Annotated in this window: 19 protein-coding genes and 1 tRNA gene; 11 read left to right on the forward strand and 9 right to left on the reverse strand. The window is 64.0% G+C overall.

Annotated elements, in window-relative coordinates; translation table 11 throughout:
- Positions 1–63 precede the first annotated feature (63 nt).
- The 3 genes from O1Y97_RS17945 to O1Y97_RS17955 all read left to right on the forward strand — a co-directional run bounded on the left by O1Y97_RS17945 (position 64) and on the right by O1Y97_RS17955 (position 1,041).
- Positions 64–148, forward strand: a tRNA-Leu gene (locus O1Y97_RS17945).
- Between the two features lie 381 nt (positions 149–529).
- Positions 530–802 carry a DUF982 domain-containing protein gene (locus O1Y97_RS17950; protein WP_318761892.1) on the forward strand — a complete coding sequence of 91 codons (273 nt, stop codon included), beginning with the start codon at positions 530–532 and terminating at the stop codon, positions 800–802.
- A complete protein-coding gene (locus tag O1Y97_RS17955; protein ID WP_108608375.1) occupies positions 802–1,041 on the forward strand; it encodes a DUF2188 domain-containing protein in 240 nt (79 codons plus the stop codon). Before O1Y97_RS17950 ends, O1Y97_RS17955 begins: the two co-directional genes overlap by 1 nt.
- Before the next feature lie 50 nt (positions 1,042–1,091).
- Here O1Y97_RS17955 and O1Y97_RS17960 read toward each other — a convergent pair whose 3' ends face one another.
- Complete coding sequence (locus tag O1Y97_RS17960) at positions 1,092–2,084, reverse strand: alpha/beta fold hydrolase (protein WP_318761893.1); 993 nt, start codon at positions 2,082–2,084, stop codon at positions 1,092–1,094.
- Positions 2,085–2,205: 121 nt separating this feature from the next.
- A complete protein-coding gene (wrbA, locus tag O1Y97_RS17965; RefSeq protein WP_108608377.1) occupies positions 2,206–2,835 on the reverse strand; it encodes an NAD(P)H:quinone oxidoreductase in 630 nt (209 codons plus the stop codon).
- 183 nt (positions 2,836–3,018) lie between these two features.
- Here wrbA and O1Y97_RS17970 point away from each other — a divergent pair, with 183 nt between their 5' ends.
- The 5 genes from O1Y97_RS17970 (at position 3,019) to O1Y97_RS17990 (ending at position 10,367) form a co-directional block, all read left to right on the forward strand.
- Entirely contained in the window at positions 3,019–3,759 is a 741-nt protein-coding gene (locus tag O1Y97_RS17970; RefSeq protein ID WP_318761894.1) for a competence/damage-inducible protein A, read from the forward strand.
- 117 nt (positions 3,760–3,876) lie between these two features.
- Complete coding sequence (locus tag O1Y97_RS17975; protein ID WP_108608379.1) at positions 3,877–4,716, forward strand: universal stress protein; 840 nt, start codon at positions 3,877–3,879, stop codon at positions 4,714–4,716.
- A 116-nt stretch (positions 4,717–4,832) separates the two neighbouring features.
- Positions 4,833–5,330, forward strand: a complete 498-nt coding sequence (gene gpt / locus O1Y97_RS17980) for a xanthine phosphoribosyltransferase (protein ID WP_183261666.1) — start codon at positions 4,833–4,835, stop codon at positions 5,328–5,330.
- A 149-nt stretch (positions 5,331–5,479) separates the two neighbouring features.
- Positions 5,480–5,974, forward strand: coding sequence for an NUDIX hydrolase (locus O1Y97_RS17985; protein ID WP_318761895.1), 495 nt, complete (start codon positions 5,480–5,482; stop codon positions 5,972–5,974).
- Between the two features lie 604 nt (positions 5,975–6,578).
- Positions 6,579–10,367: a vitamin B12-dependent ribonucleotide reductase gene (locus tag O1Y97_RS17990; RefSeq protein ID WP_108608381.1), complete on the forward strand. Its 3,789-nt coding sequence runs from the start codon at positions 6,579–6,581 to the stop codon at positions 10,365–10,367.
- Positions 10,368–10,424: 57 nt separating this feature from the next.
- On the opposite strand, the gene O1Y97_RS17995 is transcribed toward O1Y97_RS17990, so the two are convergent.
- The 4 genes from O1Y97_RS17995 to O1Y97_RS18010 form a co-directional block, all read right to left on the reverse strand.
- Entirely contained in the window at positions 10,425–10,643 is a 219-nt protein-coding gene (locus tag O1Y97_RS17995) for a GIY-YIG nuclease family protein (RefSeq protein ID WP_318761896.1), read from the reverse strand.
- A 258-nt stretch (positions 10,644–10,901) separates the two neighbouring features.
- Complete coding sequence (locus O1Y97_RS18000; protein ID WP_108608383.1) at positions 10,902–11,189, reverse strand: GIY-YIG nuclease family protein; 288 nt, start codon at positions 11,187–11,189, stop codon at positions 10,902–10,904.
- 428 nt (positions 11,190–11,617) lie between these two features.
- Positions 11,618–12,079, reverse strand: a complete 462-nt coding sequence (locus tag O1Y97_RS18005; protein ID WP_108609928.1) for an acyl-CoA thioesterase — start codon at positions 12,077–12,079, stop codon at positions 11,618–11,620.
- A gap of 146 nt (positions 12,080–12,225) precedes the next feature.
- Entirely contained in the window at positions 12,226–13,119 is an 894-nt protein-coding gene (locus O1Y97_RS18010; RefSeq protein ID WP_183261676.1) for a DMT family transporter, read from the reverse strand.
- A 217-nt stretch (positions 13,120–13,336) separates the two neighbouring features.
- On the opposite strand from O1Y97_RS18010, the gene O1Y97_RS18015 reads away from it, so the two are divergent.
- Positions 13,337–14,395 (forward strand): YeiH family protein, encoded by a 1,059-nt coding sequence (locus O1Y97_RS18015; protein WP_318761897.1) that lies wholly within the window; start codon positions 13,337–13,339, stop codon positions 14,393–14,395.
- A gap of 17 nt (positions 14,396–14,412) precedes the next feature.
- Entirely contained in the window at positions 14,413–15,306 is an 894-nt protein-coding gene (locus O1Y97_RS18020) for a LysR family transcriptional regulator (protein ID WP_318761898.1), read from the forward strand.
- 126 nt (positions 15,307–15,432) lie between these two features.
- On the opposite strand, the gene O1Y97_RS18025 is transcribed toward O1Y97_RS18020, so the two are convergent.
- Entirely contained in the window at positions 15,433–18,726 is a 3,294-nt protein-coding gene (locus O1Y97_RS18025) for an autotransporter domain-containing protein (RefSeq protein ID WP_318761899.1), read from the reverse strand.
- A gap of 229 nt (positions 18,727–18,955) precedes the next feature.
- Between O1Y97_RS18025 and O1Y97_RS18030 the strand changes: the two genes are divergently transcribed.
- Positions 18,956–19,747, forward strand: a complete 792-nt coding sequence (locus tag O1Y97_RS18030; protein WP_318761900.1) for a DeoR/GlpR family DNA-binding transcription regulator — start codon at positions 18,956–18,958, stop codon at positions 19,745–19,747.
- A gap of 57 nt (positions 19,748–19,804) precedes the next feature.
- Here O1Y97_RS18030 and O1Y97_RS18035 read toward each other — a convergent pair whose 3' ends face one another.
- Positions 19,805–20,035, reverse strand: a complete 231-nt coding sequence (locus O1Y97_RS18035) for a phosphoheptose isomerase family protein (RefSeq protein WP_108608388.1) — start codon at positions 20,033–20,035, stop codon at positions 19,805–19,807.
- A 148-nt stretch (positions 20,036–20,183) separates the two neighbouring features.
- The gene (locus tag O1Y97_RS18040) at positions 20,184–20,648 is read right to left on the reverse strand and encodes an aminoacyl-tRNA deacylase (protein ID WP_318761901.1); all 465 of its coding nucleotides are present in this window, start codon (positions 20,646–20,648) and stop codon (positions 20,184–20,186) included.
- Positions 20,649–20,843 lie beyond the last annotated feature (195 nt).

Here is a 20,843-nt window from a genome sequence, read left to right on the forward strand (position 1 = left end):
GGATTTTTCGACCTGCACAACGCCAGTTGACGAAATCGCCTAACTAGTTGAAACGACAAGCAAGCGGACGTGGCGGAACTGGTAGACGCAAGGGACTTAAAATCCCTCAGCCTCGGCTATGCGGGTTCGATCCCCGCCGTCCGCACCAGGCAAGAATCTCCCGATCCTGATGCCAGAACAGTGGCAACCGTGCGTTCGCGCCACCAGCGGCAAGCTTTTCGTGACATAATTGCCACTCCCGCGTGCTTTCGTAGCGTCAACACCACACCGGAAAATTGCAGAATATTTCACACTGAAATACAACTTCACCGGGTGGGGTGAGTGGGGAGTTGCGTATGCAGTACAATTGGGAACGCGCGCCATACTTTTGGGAAAAGCATCGTAACGCCTGTTTCGGCCTTTGCGCGGCCATCTGCGGCGCCTGGGTGATACTGGCTATCGTGCCGCTCTGAACAGCAAAAGTGCCGGACAGAGCCACCGGCCGCGAAGCGTCATGCAACCAAATGCGGTCGGCAACGTTTGAGCCGGCATGGCCGCCTCGACATCCTTTGCGCGCCCGGTCATTGTTGAACTCGGCCGCGCCGGAAACTACCGCCGCATCGCAAGTGCGGGCGACGCCGCCGAATGCCTGGTGACGACCTGGCCCCTGAGCCGCGGCCCTCGTCACCGCAACGCCGTCCAGACATGCCTGAAGGTGCTCGAGGGGCAACGCCCTTCCGAGGATGCGCGGCGGGCCTTCGTCGAGGCAGCGATGGAAGCCGAGGTGCCGATAGCGGCATCGTCATCCAGCGAGGAAAAATAATGGCAAAGCTCGTCTATGAAGTCGTCCAGCACGACGGTGGCTGGGCCTACAAGGTCGGTGACACCTTCTCCGAGACCTTCCCCACGCACGAACACGCCCTTCGCGCCGCAGAGACGGCGGCGGCAGAGCAGCGTGTCTCCGGCTCCACCGACGGCATCCAGTACGAGGACAAGGAAGGCCGTTGGCATGACGAACTCGCCAAGGGCGACGACAGGCCCGACACCGAGGTTTCCGACTAGCGGCCATCGCCCCGGCGCGAACAGGGTCGCCGGACGAGCAGTTCCCGCATCTACCTGGCCGCCTTGTCGACTGGTTCTGCAAATGCCTTTGCCGCAATGCGCCGGATCAGCTCTGCGACCCGCTTCGGCTCCACGAATTGCGGCATATGCCCCATGCCCTCGACCAGATCTAGTTCCAGGTCTTTGATCCTGTCGGCCAGAGGCTCGCCATGCAGCCGGTAGTCGAGCACACGGTCGGCGGTGCCGAACATCACCGCCACCGGCAGCTTCAGTTCCTCGTACCTAGCCTCGACCGCGCCAAGATCGCTCTCGATCGCCACCATGTCGGCCGATGTCGCGTAGAAATGGTTCGGCCGCAGACCGGCGAAACCGCCGCCTGCCGTACCGTAGTCCTTTGGCGCTTCCTGGGGCGAAAACAGGAAGGCCAGGGTCTGCGGCGCATATTTCAGGCTCGTCGGTATCGCCACCGTCTCGGCCATCAGGCGGCGGCGTAGTGGCGACTTGATATAGAGCGACCTGAATTCGGGCCGCAGTTCGTCCTCCAGATGCGTCAGCGGCGACAGCAGCACCAAACCGGAAACCGCCTCCGGGTGGTTTTCCGCCAGCGCCAGCGCCACGGCACCGCCGAGCGAATGGCCGACGACCAGCGGCCGCTCCAGCCCGAGTTCGGCGATGAAGCGCGCGATCAGATCTGCCTGTTCGGTCAGGCTGCCCGAAAACCCGGGCGGACGCGTGGAATAGCCCGAGCCCGGCCGGTCGAGCGCGATCAGCCGGAAATCGGCAAGTTCCGGAAACAGCGGATGGCGGAAATGGTGCAGTTGCGCGCCGAGACCGTGAACAAAGAGGATCGGGCGCCCCTCGCCCTGCTCGACATAGTGGATGCGATGCCGGCCAAGTGCTGCGAACTTGCCGATTGCAGGCACTGCGCGTGCGGCCTGGGTCGAGATCTTGCGGGTCGCCAGCACGAAATAACCGCCGACGAGGACCACGGCCAGGAAGATGATGCTGGCGATCCAGCCAAAAATCGTTGTCGCGGTCGCCATCGAACCTCCTGCAGGCAATGCCCGCAACTTAGCGGCGCGAGACGCAGGCTCAAGCCCGTGACATGCAAAACGGGCGGCCTTGCGACCGCCCGTTCACTAAAATCATAGCAATTCGAAGCTGTTATGCAACTTCCTTGACAGCGTTCGAACCCTTGCCGTGCAGGCGGATGGCGATCTCGGCCACGCGCTTGCCCTGGAAGTGGGCACCTTCGAGCTCCTGCGCCGAAGGCTGGCGCGAACCGTCGCCGTCGGAGGTGGTGGTCATGCCGTAAGGCGCGCCGCCGCGGACCACGTCGTTGCCCATCTGGCCCTGGTAGGCATAGGACAGCGGCACAATGACCATGCCGTGGTGCTGCAGGTGGATCTGCGCGTTGATCAGCGCCAGTTCAGCACCGCCGTGCTGGGTCGCGGTCGAAACCATCACCGAGCCGACCTTGTCGAGCAGTGCGCCCTTGGCCCAGAGCGGGCCGGTCTGGTCGAGGAAGTTCTTCATCTGCGAAGCCATGGTGCCGTAGCGGGTGGCCGTGCCGATGATGATGCCGTCATAGTCGGCCAGTTCGAGCGGATCGGCGATCTGCGCTTCCTGGTCGAGCTTGTAATAGGCAGCCTTGGCGACAGCCTCGGGAACCAGCTCGGGAACGCGCTTGATGGTCACGTCGGCACCGGCTGCGCGGGCGCCTTCGGCAGCGGCCTTTGCCATCTGCTCCATGTGACCCCAGCTCGAATAGTAGAGAACAAGAATCTTAGCCATTTCAAACTCCAGCGGGGGGAAAATCTCGCGACACCATCTTGGGTTGGCGTCTGGTGAGAGATGTAATGCAAAGCCCGTTCAATGAAAGCAGGCCAATACGTGACGCATCGTTCACAAAACGGCGACTATTGCTCGCCTGCCCCGGCGGCTGTATCTGACCTTGGTCTAAAAGGAGCTCCTGAAATGGCCGACATCGTCACCGCAGCTATGGTCGTCATCGGCGACGAGATTCTATCCGGCCGCACCAAGGACAAGAACATCGGCCACCTCGCCGACATGATGACGGCCTCAGGCATCGACCTCAGGGAAGTGCGTATCGTGCCCGACGACGAGGACGAGATCGTCGCCGCCGTCAACGCCGTGCGCGCACGTTACGACTATGTCTTCACGACAGGCGGTATCGGCCCGACGCATGACGACATCACCGCCGACTCGATCTCCAAGGCCTTTGGCGTGCCGTGCGAATACGAGCCGCTCGCCTATGCCATGCTGGAGGCCAACTATGCCACGCGCGGCCTGGAATTCTCCGAAGCACGCAAGCGCATGGCGCGCATGCCGCGCGGCGCCGGGCTGATCGAAAACCCGGTCTCGGTGGCGCCGGGCTTCCGCATCGGCAATGTCCATGTCATGGCCGGCGTGCCGTCGATCTTCCAGGCCATGCTCGACAACGTCATGCCGACGCTGAAGACCGGCGCCAAGCTTCTGTCGACCACGGTCCAGTGTCCCTATGGCGAAGGCACCATCGGCGGCCCGCTGGGCGAGATTCAGAAGGCGCATCCCGACACCATCATCGGTTCCTACCCGAAATATCTCGACGGCAAGTTCTGGACCGAACTCGTCGTCCGCTCGCGCTCGCAAGAAGCGATGGATCGCGCCCGCGATGCGATCGAGGCAATGCTTGAGGGCATAACAAAAGCCGCCTGAACGACTTGATGCCAAACACTGGATCCCAAACACTTGATCCAGGTCACATGGGAACAAGTACGGGCATGATAGTGTTTCTTTGCTGAGCAGATTTCTGTCCGTGCAAAGGAGGGTGCCATGCCGTTCAAGACAATCGTTGCCATCATCCAGAGCGAGCGCGACGCCGCCCGCGTCCTCGATGTGGCCATCCCGTTTGCCGACCGGCACGAAAGCCATCTGATTGGCGTTCATGCCGAAGCCCTGGCGATGCCCTACACCACGGCCGTCGGCTTTCCCGACACCGAGTTCATCCAGGCCAATTCCGATCTCTGCAAGGAGCGCGCCGAAAAGGTGCAGAAGGCGTTCCTCGCCCGCATCGAGACCGCCGGCGTGTCGTTCGAATGGCGCAGCTTCGAGAGCTTTTCCGGCGACAGCGCCCTTTCGGGGGTCGAAAGCGCGCGTTGCGCCGACCTAGTCATCGTTTCGCAGGGATCGCAAGAGGCCAAGGACTCGATTGCCGCCGACGTCGACTCCCTGATCTACGAGGCCGGCCGCCCGGTGCTGGTGGTGCCGCATGCGGCACCGTTGATCTCGACCTTCCGCCGCGTCCTGGTCGCCTGGAACGGCAGCCGCGAAGCCGCCCGCGCCGCCTTCGATGCCCTGCCCTTCATCCTCGAGGCCGACCAGACCGAAATCCTGGTCATCGACCCCATCGAGACGGCAGCCCAGAGCGCCGACGCCGCCGGCGCCGAGATCGCCTCTGCCTTTGCCCGCCACGGCGCCAAGGTATCGGTCAGCGTCGAGGCGTCGCGCGGCCACACCGTCGATGCCGTCATCCACAACAAGGTGGTTGAAACAGGCGCCGACCTGCTGGTGATGGGCGCCTACAGCCATTCCTGGCTGCGCGAGTTCCTGTTCGGCGGCGTCACGCGCAGCGTCCTGCAGGCCGGCGACACCGCGATCCTGCTGTCGCGGTAAGATTACCGCACAACTGTGCAGCCCCGCCCTTGCCAAGAGCGGGGCTTTCCGGCTAATTCCGCCTGCATTCCCCTATTTTCGCGCCATCTGGCGCGCCGAGCCGGAGTGCGCGTCGAATGTCCCTTCCCGAAAAAGCCTTTCCCGTATCCTGGGATCAGTTCCACCGCGACGCCCGGGCGCTCGCCTGGCGTCTCGCCGGCGTCAATCCGCAGTGGAAGGCGATCGTCTGCATCACCCGCGGCGGCCTAGTGCCTGCCGCCATCATTTCGCGCGAACTCGGCATCCGCCTGATCGAGACGATCTGCATCGCCTCCTATCACGACTACACCTCGCAGGGTCAGTTGCAGGTGCTGAAGGAGATCACGCCGTCGCTGCTCGAGGGCGAAGGCGCAAACGTGCTGATCGTCGACGACCTGACCGACACCGGCAAGACCGCAGCCATCGTGCGCGCCATGATGCCGAAGGCGCATTTCGCCACGGTCTATGCCAAGCCCAAGGGCCGTCCGCTGGTCGACACCTTCGTCACCGAGGTGTCGCAGGACACCTGGATCTATTTCCCCTGGGACCTCGGCTTCACATACCAAAAGCCGATCGCGGAAGATCACATGGGTTGATCGCAGCGCCCTCCGGCCCAACCCGACCTGTTCGACGCCCGGCCTCTGCGCCGGGCGCTTTCATTATCAATCTATTTACTTTTGTTACGGAGGATTAACCGTACAATTCGTAACACGGCAACTGAGTCTGCTTCTGGGTAGGACTGCCGATGCTGATGAAGCCTGTCTATCACAGCCCCCTCGTCGAGCGCATACGCCGGCTGTTCGGCGCTCCCGCCTGCAGGCTGCAGGTCGCCGCCCTGCCCTGGCAGCGCACCGCCTCCGGCGCCATCGAGATCATGCTGATCACCAGCCGCGACACCGGGCGCTGGGTCCTGCCCAAGGGCTGGCCGGAAGAATCCGAACGGCTGTGCGAGACTGCCGCTCGCGAGGCGAGCGAAGAAGCCGGCCTGAGCGGCTCGGTCGATATCCATGAGGCGGGCCGCTATTTCTACTCCAAGGAACTGGCGAGCGGCGAACAGGTCGCCTGCGAGGTGCTGGTCTATCCGCTCGAAGTGCGCAAGGTCGCCGAGAAGTGGAAGGAGCGGCGCCAGCGCACGCGCAAGTGGGTGTCGCCTGCCGAGGCCGCGCGCATGGTCAACGAACCAGACCTTTGCCGGCTGATCTCGTCCTTCGGCGCAGCCCACGGAAAAGTCGCCGCCTGAAGCGCGAGACGCCGCCAAGCGGGTATCTTGCCGGCTTCGTTCACGGAGCCGGTTCTCCCCGTTATCCACACAAGTGACACACAAGATGTTGGGGTCACAAAATCTGCATAAACGACTTCTTGACGTTACCCCCCGAGTCGCTTTTTATGACTCAAGCGCGCTTGTTGAGTGCGTGACCGGAAAGTTCAGAGCCCGGTCCTTTCTCCAGATCTAGTGAGTTGCCGCTCGCATTTGCACCCGCACAGGCGGGGCGCCGTCGCGCGTGGTTTCGGTGTGTCCGAGGGGTTGACGGGTAAAAATTGGGGACTGGCAGAAATCTTCTGTTAACACTATATTTAGTGTTTGCAGGCAGCCTGGACGCTAGATAGTGTGAGTTCTCCCTCAGCGAGGGAATCGCAACAAAGTTTCAGTTTCAAGGACCCGAAGCGGTCCGCAGGCTGACGGGAAGGCGCTCCGCAAGGAGGATTTCCGGTCTGGCGGCGGCTTCTTCGGCAATGGTGACCGGTCGTTCGGGCGGCCGGCAAGATCGGCATTGCGTCTTTCGTTTCAGCAATGGGAAATTTCCCGCGAAAGACGCTATATATAGACAAAAGGAAATCGACCGATGCGCATCGAGCGGCGTTTCACCAAGGATGGACAATCGGCCTATGCGGAGATCGAGTTCCGCAAGGCGCTCTCCGAGATCAAGAATCCGGACGGCTCGGTGGTCTTCCGGCTCGACAACATCGATGTGCCGGCGCAGTTCTCCCAGGTCGCGGCCGATATCCTGGCGCAGAAGTATTTCCGCAAGGCCGGCGTGCCCGCCCGTCTGAAGAAGGTCGAGGAGAACGACGTCCCCTCCTTCCTGTGGCGTTCGGTTCCCGACGAGGCCGAACTTGCCAAGCTGCCCGAAAACGAACGCTACGGCTCCGAGATCGACGCCCGCCAGGTCTTCGACCGTCTCGCCGGCACCTGGACCTACTGGGGCTGGAAGGGCGGCTACTTCAAGAGCGAAGACGACGCCCGCGCCTTCAAGGACGAGCTGTCCTACATGCTCGCCACCCAGCGCGTGGCGCCGAACTCGCCGCAGTGGTTCAACACCGGCCTGCATTGGGCCTATGGCATCGACGGTCCTGGCCAGGGCCACTTCTATGTCGACCCCTTCACCGGCAAGCTGACCAAGTCGAAGTCGGCCTACGAGCACCCGCAGCCACATGCCTGCTTCATCCAGTCGGTCGCCGACGACCTCGTCAACGAGGGCGGAATCATGGACCTGTGGGTACGTGAGGCGCGCCTGTTCAAATACGGCTCGGGCACCGGCTCGAACTTCAGCCACCTGCGCGGCGAAGGTGAAAAGCTGTCCGGCGGCGGCCGTTCGTCCGGCCTGATGAGCTTCCTCAAGATCGGCGACCGCGCTGCGGGCGCCATCAAGTCGGGCGGCACCACCCGCCGTGCGGCCAAGATGGTGGTGGTCGACGCCGACCATCCCGATATCGAGGCCTATATCGACTGGAAGGTGAAGGAAGAGCAGAAGGTGGCGGCGCTGGTCACCGGTTCCAAGATCGTGCGCCAGCACCTCAGCAAGATCATGGCGGCCTGCGTCAACTGCGAAGGCCAGGATGACGACTGCTTCGACCCGGCCGTCAACACCGCGCTCAAGCGCGAGATCAAGGCCGCCAAGAAGAACGCGGTGCCGGAGAACTACATCTACCGCGTCATCCAGTTCGCCAAGCAGGGCTACAGCTCGATCGAGTTCAAGACCTACGACACCGACTGGGATTCGGAGGCCTACCTCACCGTTTCGGGGCAGAACTCCAACAATTCGGTCTCGCTCAAGGACGACTTCCTGCGCGCTGTCGAGGGCGACGGCGAATGGCACCTGACCGCCCGCAAGGACGGCAAGGTGCTCAAGACGCTCAAGGCGCGCGATCTGTGGGAAAAGATCGGCTACGCCGCCTGGGCCTCGGCAGATCCCGGCCTGCACTTCAACACCACGATGAACGACTGGCACACCTGCGCCTCCGCAGGCGCCATCCGTGCGTCGAACCCGTGCTCGGAATACATGTTCCTCGACGACACGGCCTGCAACCTCGCCTCGATCAACCTGCTGCCCTACCGCAACACCGACGGCACCATCGACATCGCGGCCTACGAGCACACGGTGCGCCTGTGGACCGTCGTGCTCGAAATCTCGGTGATGATGGCGCAGTTCCCGTCCAAGGAGATCGCCAAGCTCTCCTACGAGTACCGCACGCTCGGCCTCGGCTATGCCAATATCGGCGGCCTGCTGATGACGTCCGGCATTCCCTATGACTCCGACGAGGGCCGCGCCATCGGTGGCGCGCTGACGGCGATCATGACCGGCGTGGCTTACGCCACCTCGGCCGAGATGGCCTCCGAACTCGGCGCCTTCCCCGACTATGACCGCAACGCCGCAAACATGCTGCGCGTCATGCGCAACCATCGCCGCGCCGCCTATGGCGACAAGGACGGCTACGAGAAGCTGTCGGTGCATCCGGTGCCGCTGGTCGCTTCCGACCTCAAGCAGCAGGAACTGGTGACCCATGCCCGCGCCGCCTGGGACCGCGCCATCGAGCTCGGCGAGGAGCATGGTTACCGCAACGCCCAGGCAACCGTGATCGCGCCCACCGGCACGATCGGCCTGGTCATGGATTGCGACACCACTGGCATCGAGCCGGACTTCGCGCTGGTCAAGTTCAAGAAGCTCGCCGGCGGCGGCTACTTCAAGATCATCAACCGTGCAGTGCCCGAGGCGCTGCGCACGCTCGGCTATAGCGAAGCCCAGATCGCCGAGATCGAGGCCTATGCCGTCGGCCACGGCAACCTCAACCAGGCGCCCGGCATCAACCCCGGTTCGCTGCGCTCCAAGGGTTTCAGCGACGAGAAGATCGAGGCGCTCAACGCCGCTCTCAAGAGCGCCTTCGACATCAAGTTCGTCTTCAACAAGTGGACGCTGGGCGAGGACTTCTGCAAGGACGTGCTCGGCCTGACCGAGGCGCAGCTCAACGACTTCTCGTTCGAGATGCTGCCGGCGCTCGGCTTTTCCAAGCGCGACATCGAAGCCGCCAACATCCATGTCTGCGGTGCAATGACGCTGGAAGGCGCGCCGTTCCTCAAGGACGAGCATCTGCCCGTGTTCGACTGCGCCAATCCCTGCGGCAAGATCGGCAAGCGCTATCTTAGCGTCGAGAGCCACATCCGCATGATGGCGGCGGCCCAGCCCTTCATCTCGGGCGCCATCTCCAAGACCATCAACATGCCCAACGAGGCGACGGTCGAGGACTGCAAGAGCGCCTACATGCTGTCGTGGAAGCTGGCGCTCAAGGCCAACGCGCTCTACCGCGACGGCTCCAAGCTGTCGCAGCCGCTGAACGCCTCGCTGATCGCCGACGAGGACGAGGACGAAGACGATGCCGTCGAGGCGCTGATCGCGGCACCCGCCGCCGCCAAGGCGGTGCAGGTCACCGAAAAGATCGTCGAGCGCGTCATCGAGCGGCTCTACCGCGAGCGGGAAAAGCTGCCGAACCGCCGCAAGGGCTACACCCAGAAGGCCGTCGTCGGCGGCCACAAGGTCTACCTGCGCACCGGCGAGTTCGACGACGGCCGCCTCGGCGAAATCTTCATCGACATGCACAAGGAAGGCGCTGCCTTCCGCGCGATGATGAACAATTTCGCCATCTCGATCTCGCTCGGCCTGCAATACGGCGTGCCGCTCGACGAATATGTCGAGGCCTTCACCTTCACCAAGTTCGAGCCGGCCGGCATGGTCGTCGGCAACGACGCCATCAAGAACGCCACCTCGATCCTCGACTACGTCTTCCGCGAACTCGCCGTCTCCTATCTCGGCCGCCACGACCTCGCCCATGTCGACCAGTCGGATTTCGACAAGACGGCGCTCGGCAAGGGCATCACCGAAGGCAAGGCCCTGCCCTTTTCCAAGGGCCTGACCCGCGGCGCCTCCCCGCTCAAGGTCGTCTCCGGTGTCGCCGGCAACGACCCCAAGGGCTCGGCGGCTACCGCAAGCCCAGCGCGCGTGACGCCTGTGACCGCCTTCTCCGGCTCCAACGTGCTGGCGCTCGCCCCCAAGGCGGCGATCTCGGCGGAGGAATCGACCGCCTACAAGCGCGACTACGAGGAGCGGGCCAAGGAACTGGTCGAAGAAGTCACGACCGAAGAGACCGTCGAGGAAACATCGGTCACGACGTCGCTGTTCACCGACGCCGCAGCCCAGGAAGCAGCAGAGGCCAAGAAACTCGCCGCCGACCGCCGCGCCAAGTCGATGCTGCAGGGCTACACCGGCAATTCCTGCTCGGAGTGCCAGAACTTCACCATGGTGCGAAACGGCACCTGCGAGAAGTGTGATACCTGCGGCGCGACGAGCGGGTGCAGTTGAGGCGTGGTCCCACTGGTAAAGTAATAGCGAAAAGACAGTAGGCCGCCACAGTGCGGCCTACTCTTTTAGTAACTGGGCAGGCAATGACTCGCTTCCGCGACTACTCGCACTGGATGACGCGCGGATGTCGATATGCTCCTCGTACCAAACGAGCTGATGCACACCATATCGCGCGGTGAAGCCTGTACCATCACCCGACTTGTGCTCCGGCAAACGACGGGCCAGGTCATTGGTCACGCCGACATAGATCGTGCCATCCTTCTGGCTAGCAGTCATGTGACGTAGCCGCTCATGACCTGCGCAAGTCCTCCCCGACGATTGGCGCGAACGCCCCCTCCCTTCGTCATCCTAGGGCGGAGCAGGAGCGAAGCGACGTCGCGGAGACCCTAGGATCCATGCCGTGACCTTGCGGCAACCCCCAAACGGTTCAGAACGCTCGCCTTTTCTTGCCCCGCTCCGCATTCCTCACGCTCACGGCATGGATCCTCGGGTCAAGCCCGAGGATGACGAAACGGAAGAGACCACCAATTCCCCTCACCATCCAAGTCCGCGAAACAGCTCGTGCCACTCGGGATTGCTCGTCTCGATCAACTCGATCTTCCATTGGCGCTGCCAGCGCTTCAGCGATTTCTCGCGCTGGATGGCGTCGCGGATATCGAAATGCTCCTCGTACCAAACGAGGCGATGCACGCCATATCGAGCGGTGAAGCCTGTACCCTCACCCGACTTGTGCTCCGGCAAACGACGCGCCAAGTCATTGGTCACGCCGATATAGATCGTGCCACCCTTCTGGCTGGCGGTCATGTAGACGTAGCCGGTCATGACTGGAGCCTACTCGCGGCAAAGTTGTGTGCAAGCCCTCCGCACCTGCCGATGCCTTAACGCATGTAGTCTTGGGTGAGGAGCGGCCGCGCCCCTTACACCATCGACGATTGCCCCCTAGGGCGGAGCAGGAGCGCAGCGACGTCGCGGAGACCCTAGGATCCATGCCGTGACCTTGCGGCAACGCCCAAGCGGTCCAGAACGCCCACCTTTCATCTCCCGTTCCGCATTCCTCACCCTCACGGCATGGATCCTCGGGTCAAGCCCGAGGATGACGAAGGCAGGGAGGCCAGCGGCCATTTTCGAAGGCCGTCGATTTGCGGACAAGCGGGGGCAACTGGCCGCTCGATCCAGCGAACGATGAGCCGACATAACGAATGGTAAGTCCGTGCCAAGTAAAGCGCCCGCCGTTTGAGTTCCGTTTCCAGCTACCCCTCATCCGCATTGGCCGCCGCCCGGAATCTCGCCTCGAACTCCCGCCGCAGTTCGCGGCGCAGCTCGGCGGCGCGGTGGCGGCGGCGGTCGATGTCGGTCGACGGCACGAAAGCCGGAATCTCGGTCGGGCGGCCGTCTTCGTCCACCGCCACCATGGTGAAATAGCAGGAATTGGTGTGGCGCCGCTGGCCGGAGCGGATGTTTTCGGCTTCGACATGGATGCCGATTTCCATCGAGGTGCGGCCGGCATAGTTGACCGACGCCCGGAAGGTGACCAGTTCGCCGACATTGATCGGCTCCCTGAACACCACCTGGTCGACCGACAGCGTGACCGCGTATTTGTTGGAATAGCGCGAGGCGCATGAAAAGGCGACGCGGTCGAGCAGGTTGAGCAAGGCACCGCCATGCACCTTGCCGCTGAAATTCGCCATCTCGGGCGTCATCAGCACGACCATTTCGAGCCGGCGCGTGTCCCTGTCTTCCACCTATGGACCCTTCCCCTGACGATGTCGGCACAGCATTCGATGTGATGCGACGCTATCCGGGATGCGGTTGGAACACCAGTTTCAGCCGGTGCCGCATGGCAGAAAACCAGCGCCCGTCAGCGCATGAAGATCAACGCCATGCCGGCGACGACCAGTGCCGCCCCGGCCCAGGCGCCGCCGGCGGGGCGTTCGCCGGTCCGCGCCCACAGCATGGGCAGGATGATCACCGGCGAGGTTGCCGACAGCGTCGAGACGATGCCCACCTTGCCGCCGGAAAGCGCAAATAACAGCAGCGTCATGCCGATGCCGAGCGCGATGATGCCGGTCAACGCCGTCAGTGCCGCGACCTTGAATGTCAGCGGCGCCCGCGGTTTTACGGCCGGTATCGGCAGTTGGATCAGCACGCTGAGGCAAAAAGCGGCGATGCCGACACGCAGCATCGACGCCACGAACGGGTCGATGCCGGTCGCCATCACCGGCCTGGCAATGATGGAGCCGATCGCCTGGCCGGCCGCCGCCCCCAGTCCGAGCGTCACGCCGACCCACAATGGCCCCTTCACCGTCTCCCAGGCGTGCAGCTGATCGCGGCGCTTGCCGAATAGGATCGCCAGCAACACGCCGGCGACCGTCAGGCCGATACCCGCGGCAGCTTTCGGCGCGAGGTCTTCGCCCAGCATCAGCCAGCCGAGAACGGCGGCCATCGGGGCGTTCAGCGCAAACAGGATGCCCGATCGCCGGGGCCCGAGCCGGTTCAGCGCCGCAAACAGCAGCGTGTCGCCGGCGAAGATGCCGACCAGGCCGGACAGCAGCAGGGGCCCGGCACTGCCGGCGTCGAGTTCGCGCCAGGTGCCGGTGAACAGCACGTAGAGCGCCAGCAGCCCGGTGACGAAGACCTGCCGCAAGCGGTTGAATGCCGGCGCGCCGAGATAGCCGGCGGGTCCGGCCGAGATCAATCCCGTGACGGCCCAGCATGTCGCGGCCCCGATTGCTGCGATCTCGTGAACAGGCATCTTCGTTCCGGTTGGCAAGAGGACTGAAAAGACGAAGGACACGACCGCGTCATCCGGTGCACCGCTATAGACGCGCTGGATATTTCGTCCAGTGGCACGGCATGGGCTGAACAGGGCCACCGGAAAACCAATCGATTCATTCGAATGATTCAAGCATTATTACGCGTTGGATCGATCAGACGGGCAACAATAGCTTGTACCTGAAAAGGACCAAGCCATGAACGCCCACACCCGAGCCGAAGCCCAAGACGCCGTCGCCATCAGCCCGCGTCAGGCGCGCCATGAAAGCCGCTGCAACCTGCTGCCCGGCGTTGCGCTGACCGTGGCCATCGCCGGCATCGCCTTCGCGCTCCGGCTTATTCCCGGCCTCTCGGCCTTCAGCCCGATGATCATCGCCATCGTCATCGGCATGGCATTTCACAATCTCCGGGGCACGCCGGCCGCGGCCAAGGCCGGGGTGACTTTCGCCATGCGCAGGCTGCTGCGCTTCGCCATCATCCTGCTCGGCCTGCAACTCACTGCGGGCCAGGTTGCGGAGGTGGGTGCTGCGGGCATCGCCATCATCGCCACGACGCTCGTCGCCACCTTCGCCTTCACGCTGTGGCTGGGAAAGGCGATCGGTGTCGACCGCAAGCTTGCAGAGCTGATCGCCGCCGGCACCTCGATCTGCGGCGCCTCGGCGGTCATCGCCACCAACACGGTGACCAGTGCGCCCGACGAGGACGTCGCCTATGCGGTTGCGTGTGTCACCGTCGTCGGCTCGGTGGCGATGTTTGCCTATCCACTGCTGCCCGGCCTGTTCCACCTCGACGCTCACGCCTATGGCCTGTGGGCCGGCGCCTCGATCCACGAGATCGCCCAGGTGGTCGCGGCAAGCTTCCAGGACGGCCAGCAAGCCGGCGAGTTCGGCACGGTGTCCAAGCTCACCCGTGTCATGATGCTGGCGCCGGTGGTGATCGCGCTCGGTGTTGCTGCCAGGCAGCGCGCCAGGTCGGCGGGAAGGTCCCGGGACGGTGCCCCTGCCCCGATGCCCTGGTTCGTGCTCGGCTTCGTCGCCATGGTCGGCCTCAACAGCCTGATCGACATTCCGTCCGAGGCAAAGGCGTGGATCGTCACGCTGACCACCTTCCTTCTGGCCACCGCGCTCGCCGCCATGGGGCTCGACACCGACATCGCCAGGCTCTGGGCCCGTGGCGCCCGTCCACTGTTGCTTGGCCTCGGCGCATTCCTTTTCATTGCGGTTTTCAGTCTGATACTGGTCAAGCTTGCGGGCTGACGACTGAAAGGAACACCGTGACCCTCGAACAGCTCAGGATCTTCGTCGCGGTGGCCGAGCGCGAACACGTCACCCGCGCCGCCGAAGCACTCAACCTGACGCAATCGGCGACAAGTGCCGCGGTGTCGGCACTCGAAGCGCACTACCAGACCCAGCTCTTCGACCGTGTCGGCCGCCGCATCGTACTGACCGAGGCCGGCCGGATCTTCCTATCCGAGGCGCGCGCCGTGCTCGCCCGCGCCCGCTCCGCCGAGATCGTACTTGCAGATCTTGCCGGCCTCAAGCGCGGCACGCTCAAGCTCGCCGGCAGCCAGACGGTCGCCAACTACTGGCTGCCCGGCATCGCCCACCGGTTCAGGTCCAGCTATCCCGGCATCGAGCTCGACGTGACCATCGGCAACACCGAGACAGTCGCAGCCCAGGTCCGAGACGGCATTGCCGATCTCGGCTTCGTAGAGGGCGAAGTCGACGACCCGGCCCTGGCCATCGAGCCGGTCGACAACGACGAACTGGTACTCGTCGCGGCGCCCGGCCATCCCTGGACCAGCAACGCTGCCTTCACCCCGCGCGACCTCCAGGCGGCGCGGTGGGTCCTGCGCGAGCCGGGCTCGGGCACGCGCGCGCATTTCGAGGCCGTGCGCGCCGCCCGCGGTATTGAGCCCGGCAGCCTCGACATCGCGCTGGAACTGCCGTCGAACGAGGCTGTACGGGCCGCAGTCGAGGCCGGCGCCGGCGTCGCCGTGATGTCGCGGCTCGTCGCCGAAGCCTCGCTCAAGGCCGGCACACTGGTCGCCATCGATTTCGACCTGCCCAAGCGCCGCTTCTTTTCGCTCCGCCACAAGGAGCGTCATGCGACGCGGGCAACCCGCGAATTCCTTGCCCTTGTGGCGCGGCCGGCAATCGGCGCCTGACGACAGCGGCTCAGTTGCCGAACTTCAGCACGGCGCTGGCGCGGTTCATTTCGCCCGCCAACAACGCGCGAATACTTTCCCCAACATCCGCGGCCAAGGCCCATGGCCGCGGATGCTGTTCGATGCCTAGAAGCTGACCGTCAGCTTGGCATCGACACCGTGGTCGGAAGCACCGTTGCTCACCTGCCCGGTATAGCTGATGCCGAGCCTCGTCTTCGGCGCGACGGCGAAGTCGATGCCGGCACCCAGCACCGCCGCGTCCCTGGCGATCGCTGAACCGGTGATGTCGAAGCCGCCGCTGCCGTCGAAGGCGAAAGACGAGGTCGCAGCGACATCGCCGAAGGCGTGGCGCCAGCCAAGCGTGCCGTGCAGCGTGGCGTCGACTGCGCCCAGCGCCACCTCGGTCGAGCCGCGCACGCCGAGCGTGGTGAAGGTCACGTCGCTGCTCGACGCTTCGCTGGACAGCGCTGCCGCCCCGCCCGCTTCGGTGAAGGCATCGGTGCGCAGGTTGACATAGGTCAGGTTGGAGAAGCCCTCGACGGTGAAGCGCCCGGCCTCGACCTTGTAGCTCGCCTCGCCGAACACCTGCGCTGTGCCGCCATCATATTTGGCCGACAGCGCGTCCGCGAAGCCGGCGAAAGCGACCTGGCGCGCCGTGTCGAAGCGGTGCCAAGTGTAGCCGGCGCCGACGGTCAGCCCAAAGGGACCGGCCCGCGTGCCGGCATTGACGCCGACATGATAGTTGTCGGCGCTGCCGCTCGAGCCGCCATTGGCGCTATTGAATGACGAACGGCTGTAGCCCGCGATCACGCCGGCGCGCCAGCTGTCGCTGACCATGGCATCGCCACCCGCCAGCAGCCCGCCCGTGCTGCGGTCGAAGCCGACATTGGTCGCATCGGCCTTGCTGTCGCCCCATGAGCCGAAGGCCCGCGTCCACAGCGCGAAGCGGTCGGTGTCGGCAGGCACAAGTTCCAGCCCGTCGTCGCCATAGGCCATGACAGGCATGCTGGCCGCTGCGTTGTCGCCAAAAGCCTGGTCGATGCGGCTGGTGGCAGCGTCCAGCATGACGCCGCCATCCTGCATCATCATGCCCCTGGCCGAGGCATGGACTTCGCCCGAAAGCTGCTCGAACGCCTGCTGTGCGCCGGCCTCATCGAGATTGGCCACCGCGGCGTAGGCGGCATTGCCGAAGCCGAGGGTTTCCAGGGCTGCGGCGGTCGCCTTCTGGTTGCCGTTGGCGCCGACCTCGGCAAAGCTGATGTCGTTGCGGCTGAGCGTCAGCGTCACGTCGTTGGCGCCATAGGCCAGCGTCGGGTCGAGGAAGACGAGGTTCGAGCTGACGTCGGCAAAGGTGCCGGTCACGCCGCCGCCTGCCGTGACGATCTTGTAGCTGGTCTGCGGCGCATAATTGTTGCCACTGGCCAGCGTCAGCACCGAGCCGCCCTTGAGCATGGCCTTGCCTGATGCCGCGACCTTGTCGCTCTCGCCCTTGTCGTTGGCCTCGACCTCGAACTTCGAGCCGGCCTCGAAGGTGACGTCGCCGGCGACATTGATGGTGCCGATCGAATTGCCCGGCGCCAGCACGCCACCCGAGGCGACCACCGTATTGCCGAGCGTGCCGATGCCGCCAAGCGTGCCGCCGACGCCGATCGTCGTCAGCGTCGAGGAGGCGATCGAGCCCTGGAGGGAGAGCACGCCGGCCCCGACGACGGTCTCGCCGGTGTAGCTGTGGGTGCCGTCGAGCACCAGCGCACCAAGGCCGAGCTTGGTCAGGCTGCCCGCGCCCGCGATCTCCTTGTTGACGCCGACGACATTGGTTGCATCGGCGATGTCGATCGAGCCGCCGCCTGCCTCCAGCACGACGTTGCGGCCCAGCACATGCATGTCGGTGCCGGCAATCCTGAGGCTGCCGCCATCGAGGCGGAGCTTCGCCTGTTCGGTGCCGAGGGCCGCGTCCTCTTCGACGACGACGGTGCCGCCGTCGGCGACCTTGAGTTCGCCGATGAAAGTATGGTCGTCGATGCAATAGTCGGCAATCGCCTGCTGGAAGCGCGCATCGGTGCTCTTGCAGTCGAGCAGCGTCTTCTTCTCGGCCTCCGTCAGCCCGGCCAGGATCGGCAGGCCGTTGGCGTCGGAGATCTGGCCGAGATAGACGTCGTCGCGCATGTTGTTGCGCGAGAGGAAAAACTCCTTGCCGCGCTCGGCGAAGGTCGAAGCGTCCTTGCCCCAGACGACGCGGGTCTTTGCCGTGCCGTTGTCGTCATAGGCCTCGAGCTGCGGCCCGACCCAGCGCACATTGTGCGCCACCGGCTCGTGGTCGGAAAGCGGCGTCTTCGAACCATTGGCGTTTGTCACATAGCTGACATCGGTGATCACGCCGAGATAGGGGTCGTTCTGGTCGTCGTCGATCTGCCACCACTTGCCGAATGGCCGCGACGCCAGGAAATGGTCGATCTTGACGCGGTGCCAGCTGCCCCAGGTGTTGGTCGCGTCCTCGCCGTGCGAGGGCCAGGTCACCGAACCGTCGTTCAGCGCATGCGGCGAGAACTGCTCGCGCTCATTAGCCAGTTGCAGGACCTGGTACTGCTTCTTCAGGATGTTCATGGTCTGCGGCAGGTTGCCGGCGACCGGATACATCTCGTCGGCGAACAGGCCGGCAGGGATCGGCGCGCCGTCGATCGCCGCATTTCCCTTTCCCCTCCACTGGGCGATGAAGGCGTCGAGCTGCGGCTGATCCTTGGCATACTGCTTCAGCAGGTCGAGATAGAACGCGTTGGTGGGGTTCTTGGTATAGATCCTGAGCAGCCGTTCCTGCTGGCTGATCGAGTGCAGGCCGCGTTCCGAGACGTCGCCGGCGTTGAAATCTCCGGTCATGATGATCGGGGCCGTCGCCGAGGCCGCCCACTGGTTCAGCCCCTTGGCTTCATTGATGCGGTTGGTAGAGGAGTCGTAGTAGTTGAGATGAGTCGTCGCGACGTAGCTCTGCGGCCGGCTCGAAGTGGCGTCGAGCAAGGTGTAGGTGGCGGTGTCGCCAATCTTGTTGGCGCCGTATGTGCCCGGCAGGCGCGAGAACACACCGACGTCGCCGTCCTGGCGCTTGCCGAAGGCGCCAAGCCCGGCTCCGCTCAGAATCCCGGGAATGTCGCGCACATAGGTACTGTTGGCCTGAAGTTCCTGGAAGGTCAGGACATCGTAATTGCCCTTGATGAAGAACTCCGACATCACGCTCGGATTGGCCTTGAACCTGTCGAGCCAGGTGTTGAGCGTCAGGATCCGGATCGAATCCTCGGCCGCCTGTGCGGCAACCGCCGAGACGGCCAATGCCGTGCCGCACAGCAGCGCGGCTGCTGCGGCGCGCAGACGCCTGTTGGGGCGGGTTTGGGCAGGCGCATCCTCGGCGCCATGTTGGAAAGTCGTCATCGCGTAACTCCTGTGTGCGACGCGACCGCGCATTGTCACAAAACCGCCAGGGCTGGCGTGCGAATGACATGTTGCGGTCACTAAAAAGTACGGATTCGGACATTAATTGCGGTAGATGTCACTTTTACAACATTCCTGGGTACAATCCCAAAACCCCGCACGACGCAGAGAAGCCGGATGAACCCGGCATACGAATTTGCTAGCTAGGATTGTGGAGACCGGATCACAGATGCCCAGAACGAACGGACCCGGCATGGACAAGGACGACAAGAAATCGAGGCGCCAGGCCCAGCTCTTGAGCTATCTGGAGAAAAACCACTACGTCTCGATCGAGGAGATCACCACGCTTTACGGGGTAACGACACAGACCGCGCGTCGCGACATCATGGCTCTCGAACAGGACGGCAAGGTGCGCCGCCTGCACGGCGGAGCTACCATTTCGACACCGGTCGAGCCGTCGGTGCTGCGCCAGCGTCGGGTCGACAATGCCGCGCAGAAGGAAAAGATCGGCCGCCTCGCCGCCGAACTCATCCCGGACGGCGCTGCCGTGTTCATCGACACCGGCACCACCTGCGAGGCGGTGGCACGGGCGCTGATCGGCCGCCGCGACCTGCGCGTCGTCACCTACTCGCTGCGCGTCGCCACGACGCTCAGCGAAAGCACCAATTTCGCTATTGCCGTCCCCGGCGGCTTCGTCCGCCAGGTCGACGGCGGCGTGTTCCGCGAGGAGACATCAGACTATATCAGGAGGTTCAAGTTCGACGTCGCCGTCATTTCGGTCAGCGGTGTCGACCATGACGGCGACATCGGCGACGACGACCATGCCGAGGTCGCCGCAGTCTCCGCCGCGATGGGCCAGGCCGGACGCACCATCATGGCCGTCGACAGCTCAAAATTCGGCCGCCGCGCGCTCGTCCGGCTCGGTTCGTTGTGCGACATCCACACGCTCGTCACCGATACGCTGCCCGAAGAGCGCTTGCTCAACAAGCTGCGCGACAGTGGCGTCGAAATCCGCGTCTAGGCGTTGAGATAGAGCGGCGTCCTTTCGGAAATGGCCTGGTCTAGGGCCTGAATGGCCCTAGGGGCACAGCGGCAGCGTCGCGCAGGCCGAAGGCATCGGGCGAAACAGCCTGCTCTTCCGGCGGGCGCTTGCACTGGACGACACGCTTTCCCATCCCTGGGTACCTGCCACGGCATGCCGTGCGAGCATGCGGATGTCGTCGGCGCTGTATCCGTCACGCTCCATGAGCTTCAGGATGATCGGGTCGTGCAACAGTTCCTCAAGCGTCAGTTCCGGCTGATCGCCCATAGTCGCCTCCGTTCGTGACCAATAGACTAGACACAACATAATCCCGAACCGTGACCGGCAAATGGCGGTTGCGTGACACGAAACGGGCTTTTCGTCGGCTGGCGGCCATTGGAGGTGGCCGCCTCGCCGGATTTGCGTATTGCGCTTGCTACCAGCTGATGCGGGCCTGCGGCATGCCATACATCAGGCGCGAAAACTCGTCGCCGGAGACATGCACCAGCGTGCGGTGGTCGCCGCCCTCGAAATAGACGTCGCTGCCGCGGCGCAGCTGCTCATCGACCACGCAAGCCACCCTGTAGGGCACGCCGAGGATCGGGACAGCCCCCTGGTCACAGTCGGGAAACAGCGAGCTTGCCTCCTCTTCGGTGGCGAGCCGCACCTTGTCGCCGATGATCTCGCGCATCCTGGCGAGGTCGACATGGCGCGAGGCCGGCAGCACGGCGAGCACATAGCCGTCCTCCCATCTCAGCACCACACCCTTGGCAAGGGCATTGCCGGGCACGTGGCTCGCCTCGGCAGTCATCATCGAGCAGCCGGTCCGCGCGTGTTTGGCGGCGTCGTAGCGGATGTGATTGTCCTCTAGATATTCTTGCATCGTCAATGAGATAGCCATGACCGTTCCTCCGGTGGGCGTACATCGGACGCTATGGACCGGAACAGGCGGAGCAGGCGGCTGGCACCCAAGCGATGGTATCGGACAGTCCGATCCCGCCATGGCCAACTCATTGCCGGTTTGCCGGTATGCCGAAGTTTCGAGGCCCCAACTGGGGTATTTCGAACGCGCGGGAAAGATACACTGCGCGGCCGC

The sequence above is a fragment of the Aminobacter niigataensis genome (assembly GCF_946995915.1).
Lineage (GTDB): Bacteria > Pseudomonadota > Alphaproteobacteria > Rhizobiales > Rhizobiaceae > Aminobacter > Aminobacter niigataensis.

Bases quoted from the DNA above. Each gene is read 5' to 3' on its own strand.
- O1Y97_RS17950 (WP_318761892.1), top strand. From the start codon at position 530: ATGGCCGCCTCGACATCCTTTGCGCGCCCGGTCATTGTTGAACTCGGC.
- O1Y97_RS17955 (WP_108608375.1), top strand. From the start codon at position 802: ATGGCAAAGCTCGTCTATGAAGTCGTCCAGCACGACGGTGGCTGGGCC.
- O1Y97_RS17960 (WP_318761893.1), bottom strand. From the start codon at position 2,084: ATGGCGACCGCGACAACGATTTTTGGCTGGATCGCCAGCATCATCTTC.
- wrbA (WP_108608377.1), bottom strand. From the start codon at position 2,835: ATGGCTAAGATTCTTGTTCTCTACTATTCGAGCTGGGGTCACATGGAG.
- O1Y97_RS17970 (WP_318761894.1), top strand. From the start codon at position 3,019: ATGGCCGACATCGTCACCGCAGCTATGGTCGTCATCGGCGACGAGATT.
- O1Y97_RS17975 (WP_108608379.1), top strand. From the start codon at position 3,877: ATGCCGTTCAAGACAATCGTTGCCATCATCCAGAGCGAGCGCGACGCC.
- gpt (WP_183261666.1), top strand. From the start codon at position 4,833: ATGTCCCTTCCCGAAAAAGCCTTTCCCGTATCCTGGGATCAGTTCCAC.
- O1Y97_RS17985 (WP_318761895.1), top strand. From the start codon at position 5,480: ATGCTGATGAAGCCTGTCTATCACAGCCCCCTCGTCGAGCGCATACGC.
- O1Y97_RS17990 (WP_108608381.1), top strand. From the start codon at position 6,579: ATGCGCATCGAGCGGCGTTTCACCAAGGATGGACAATCGGCCTATGCG.
- O1Y97_RS17995 (WP_318761896.1), bottom strand. From the start codon at position 10,643: ATGACTGCTAGCCAGAAGGATGGCACGATCTATGTCGGCGTGACCAAT.
- O1Y97_RS18000 (WP_108608383.1), bottom strand. From the start codon at position 11,189: ATGACCGGCTACGTCTACATGACCGCCAGCCAGAAGGGTGGCACGATC.
- O1Y97_RS18005 (WP_108609928.1), bottom strand. From the start codon at position 12,079: ATGGTCGTGCTGATGACGCCCGAGATGGCGAATTTCAGCGGCAAGGTG.
- O1Y97_RS18010 (WP_183261676.1), bottom strand. From the start codon at position 13,119: ATGCCTGTTCACGAGATCGCAGCAATCGGGGCCGCGACATGCTGGGCC.
- O1Y97_RS18015 (WP_318761897.1), top strand. From the start codon at position 13,337: ATGAACGCCCACACCCGAGCCGAAGCCCAAGACGCCGTCGCCATCAGC.
- O1Y97_RS18025 (WP_318761899.1), bottom strand. From the start codon at position 18,726: ATGACGACTTTCCAACATGGCGCCGAGGATGCGCCTGCCCAAACCCGC.
- O1Y97_RS18030 (WP_318761900.1), top strand. From the start codon at position 18,956: ATGCCCAGAACGAACGGACCCGGCATGGACAAGGACGACAAGAAATCG.
- O1Y97_RS18035 (WP_108608388.1), bottom strand. From the start codon at position 20,035: ATGGGCGATCAGCCGGAACTGACGCTTGAGGAACTGTTGCACGACCCG.
- O1Y97_RS18040 (WP_318761901.1), bottom strand. From the start codon at position 20,648: ATGGCTATCTCATTGACGATGCAAGAATATCTAGAGGACAATCACATC.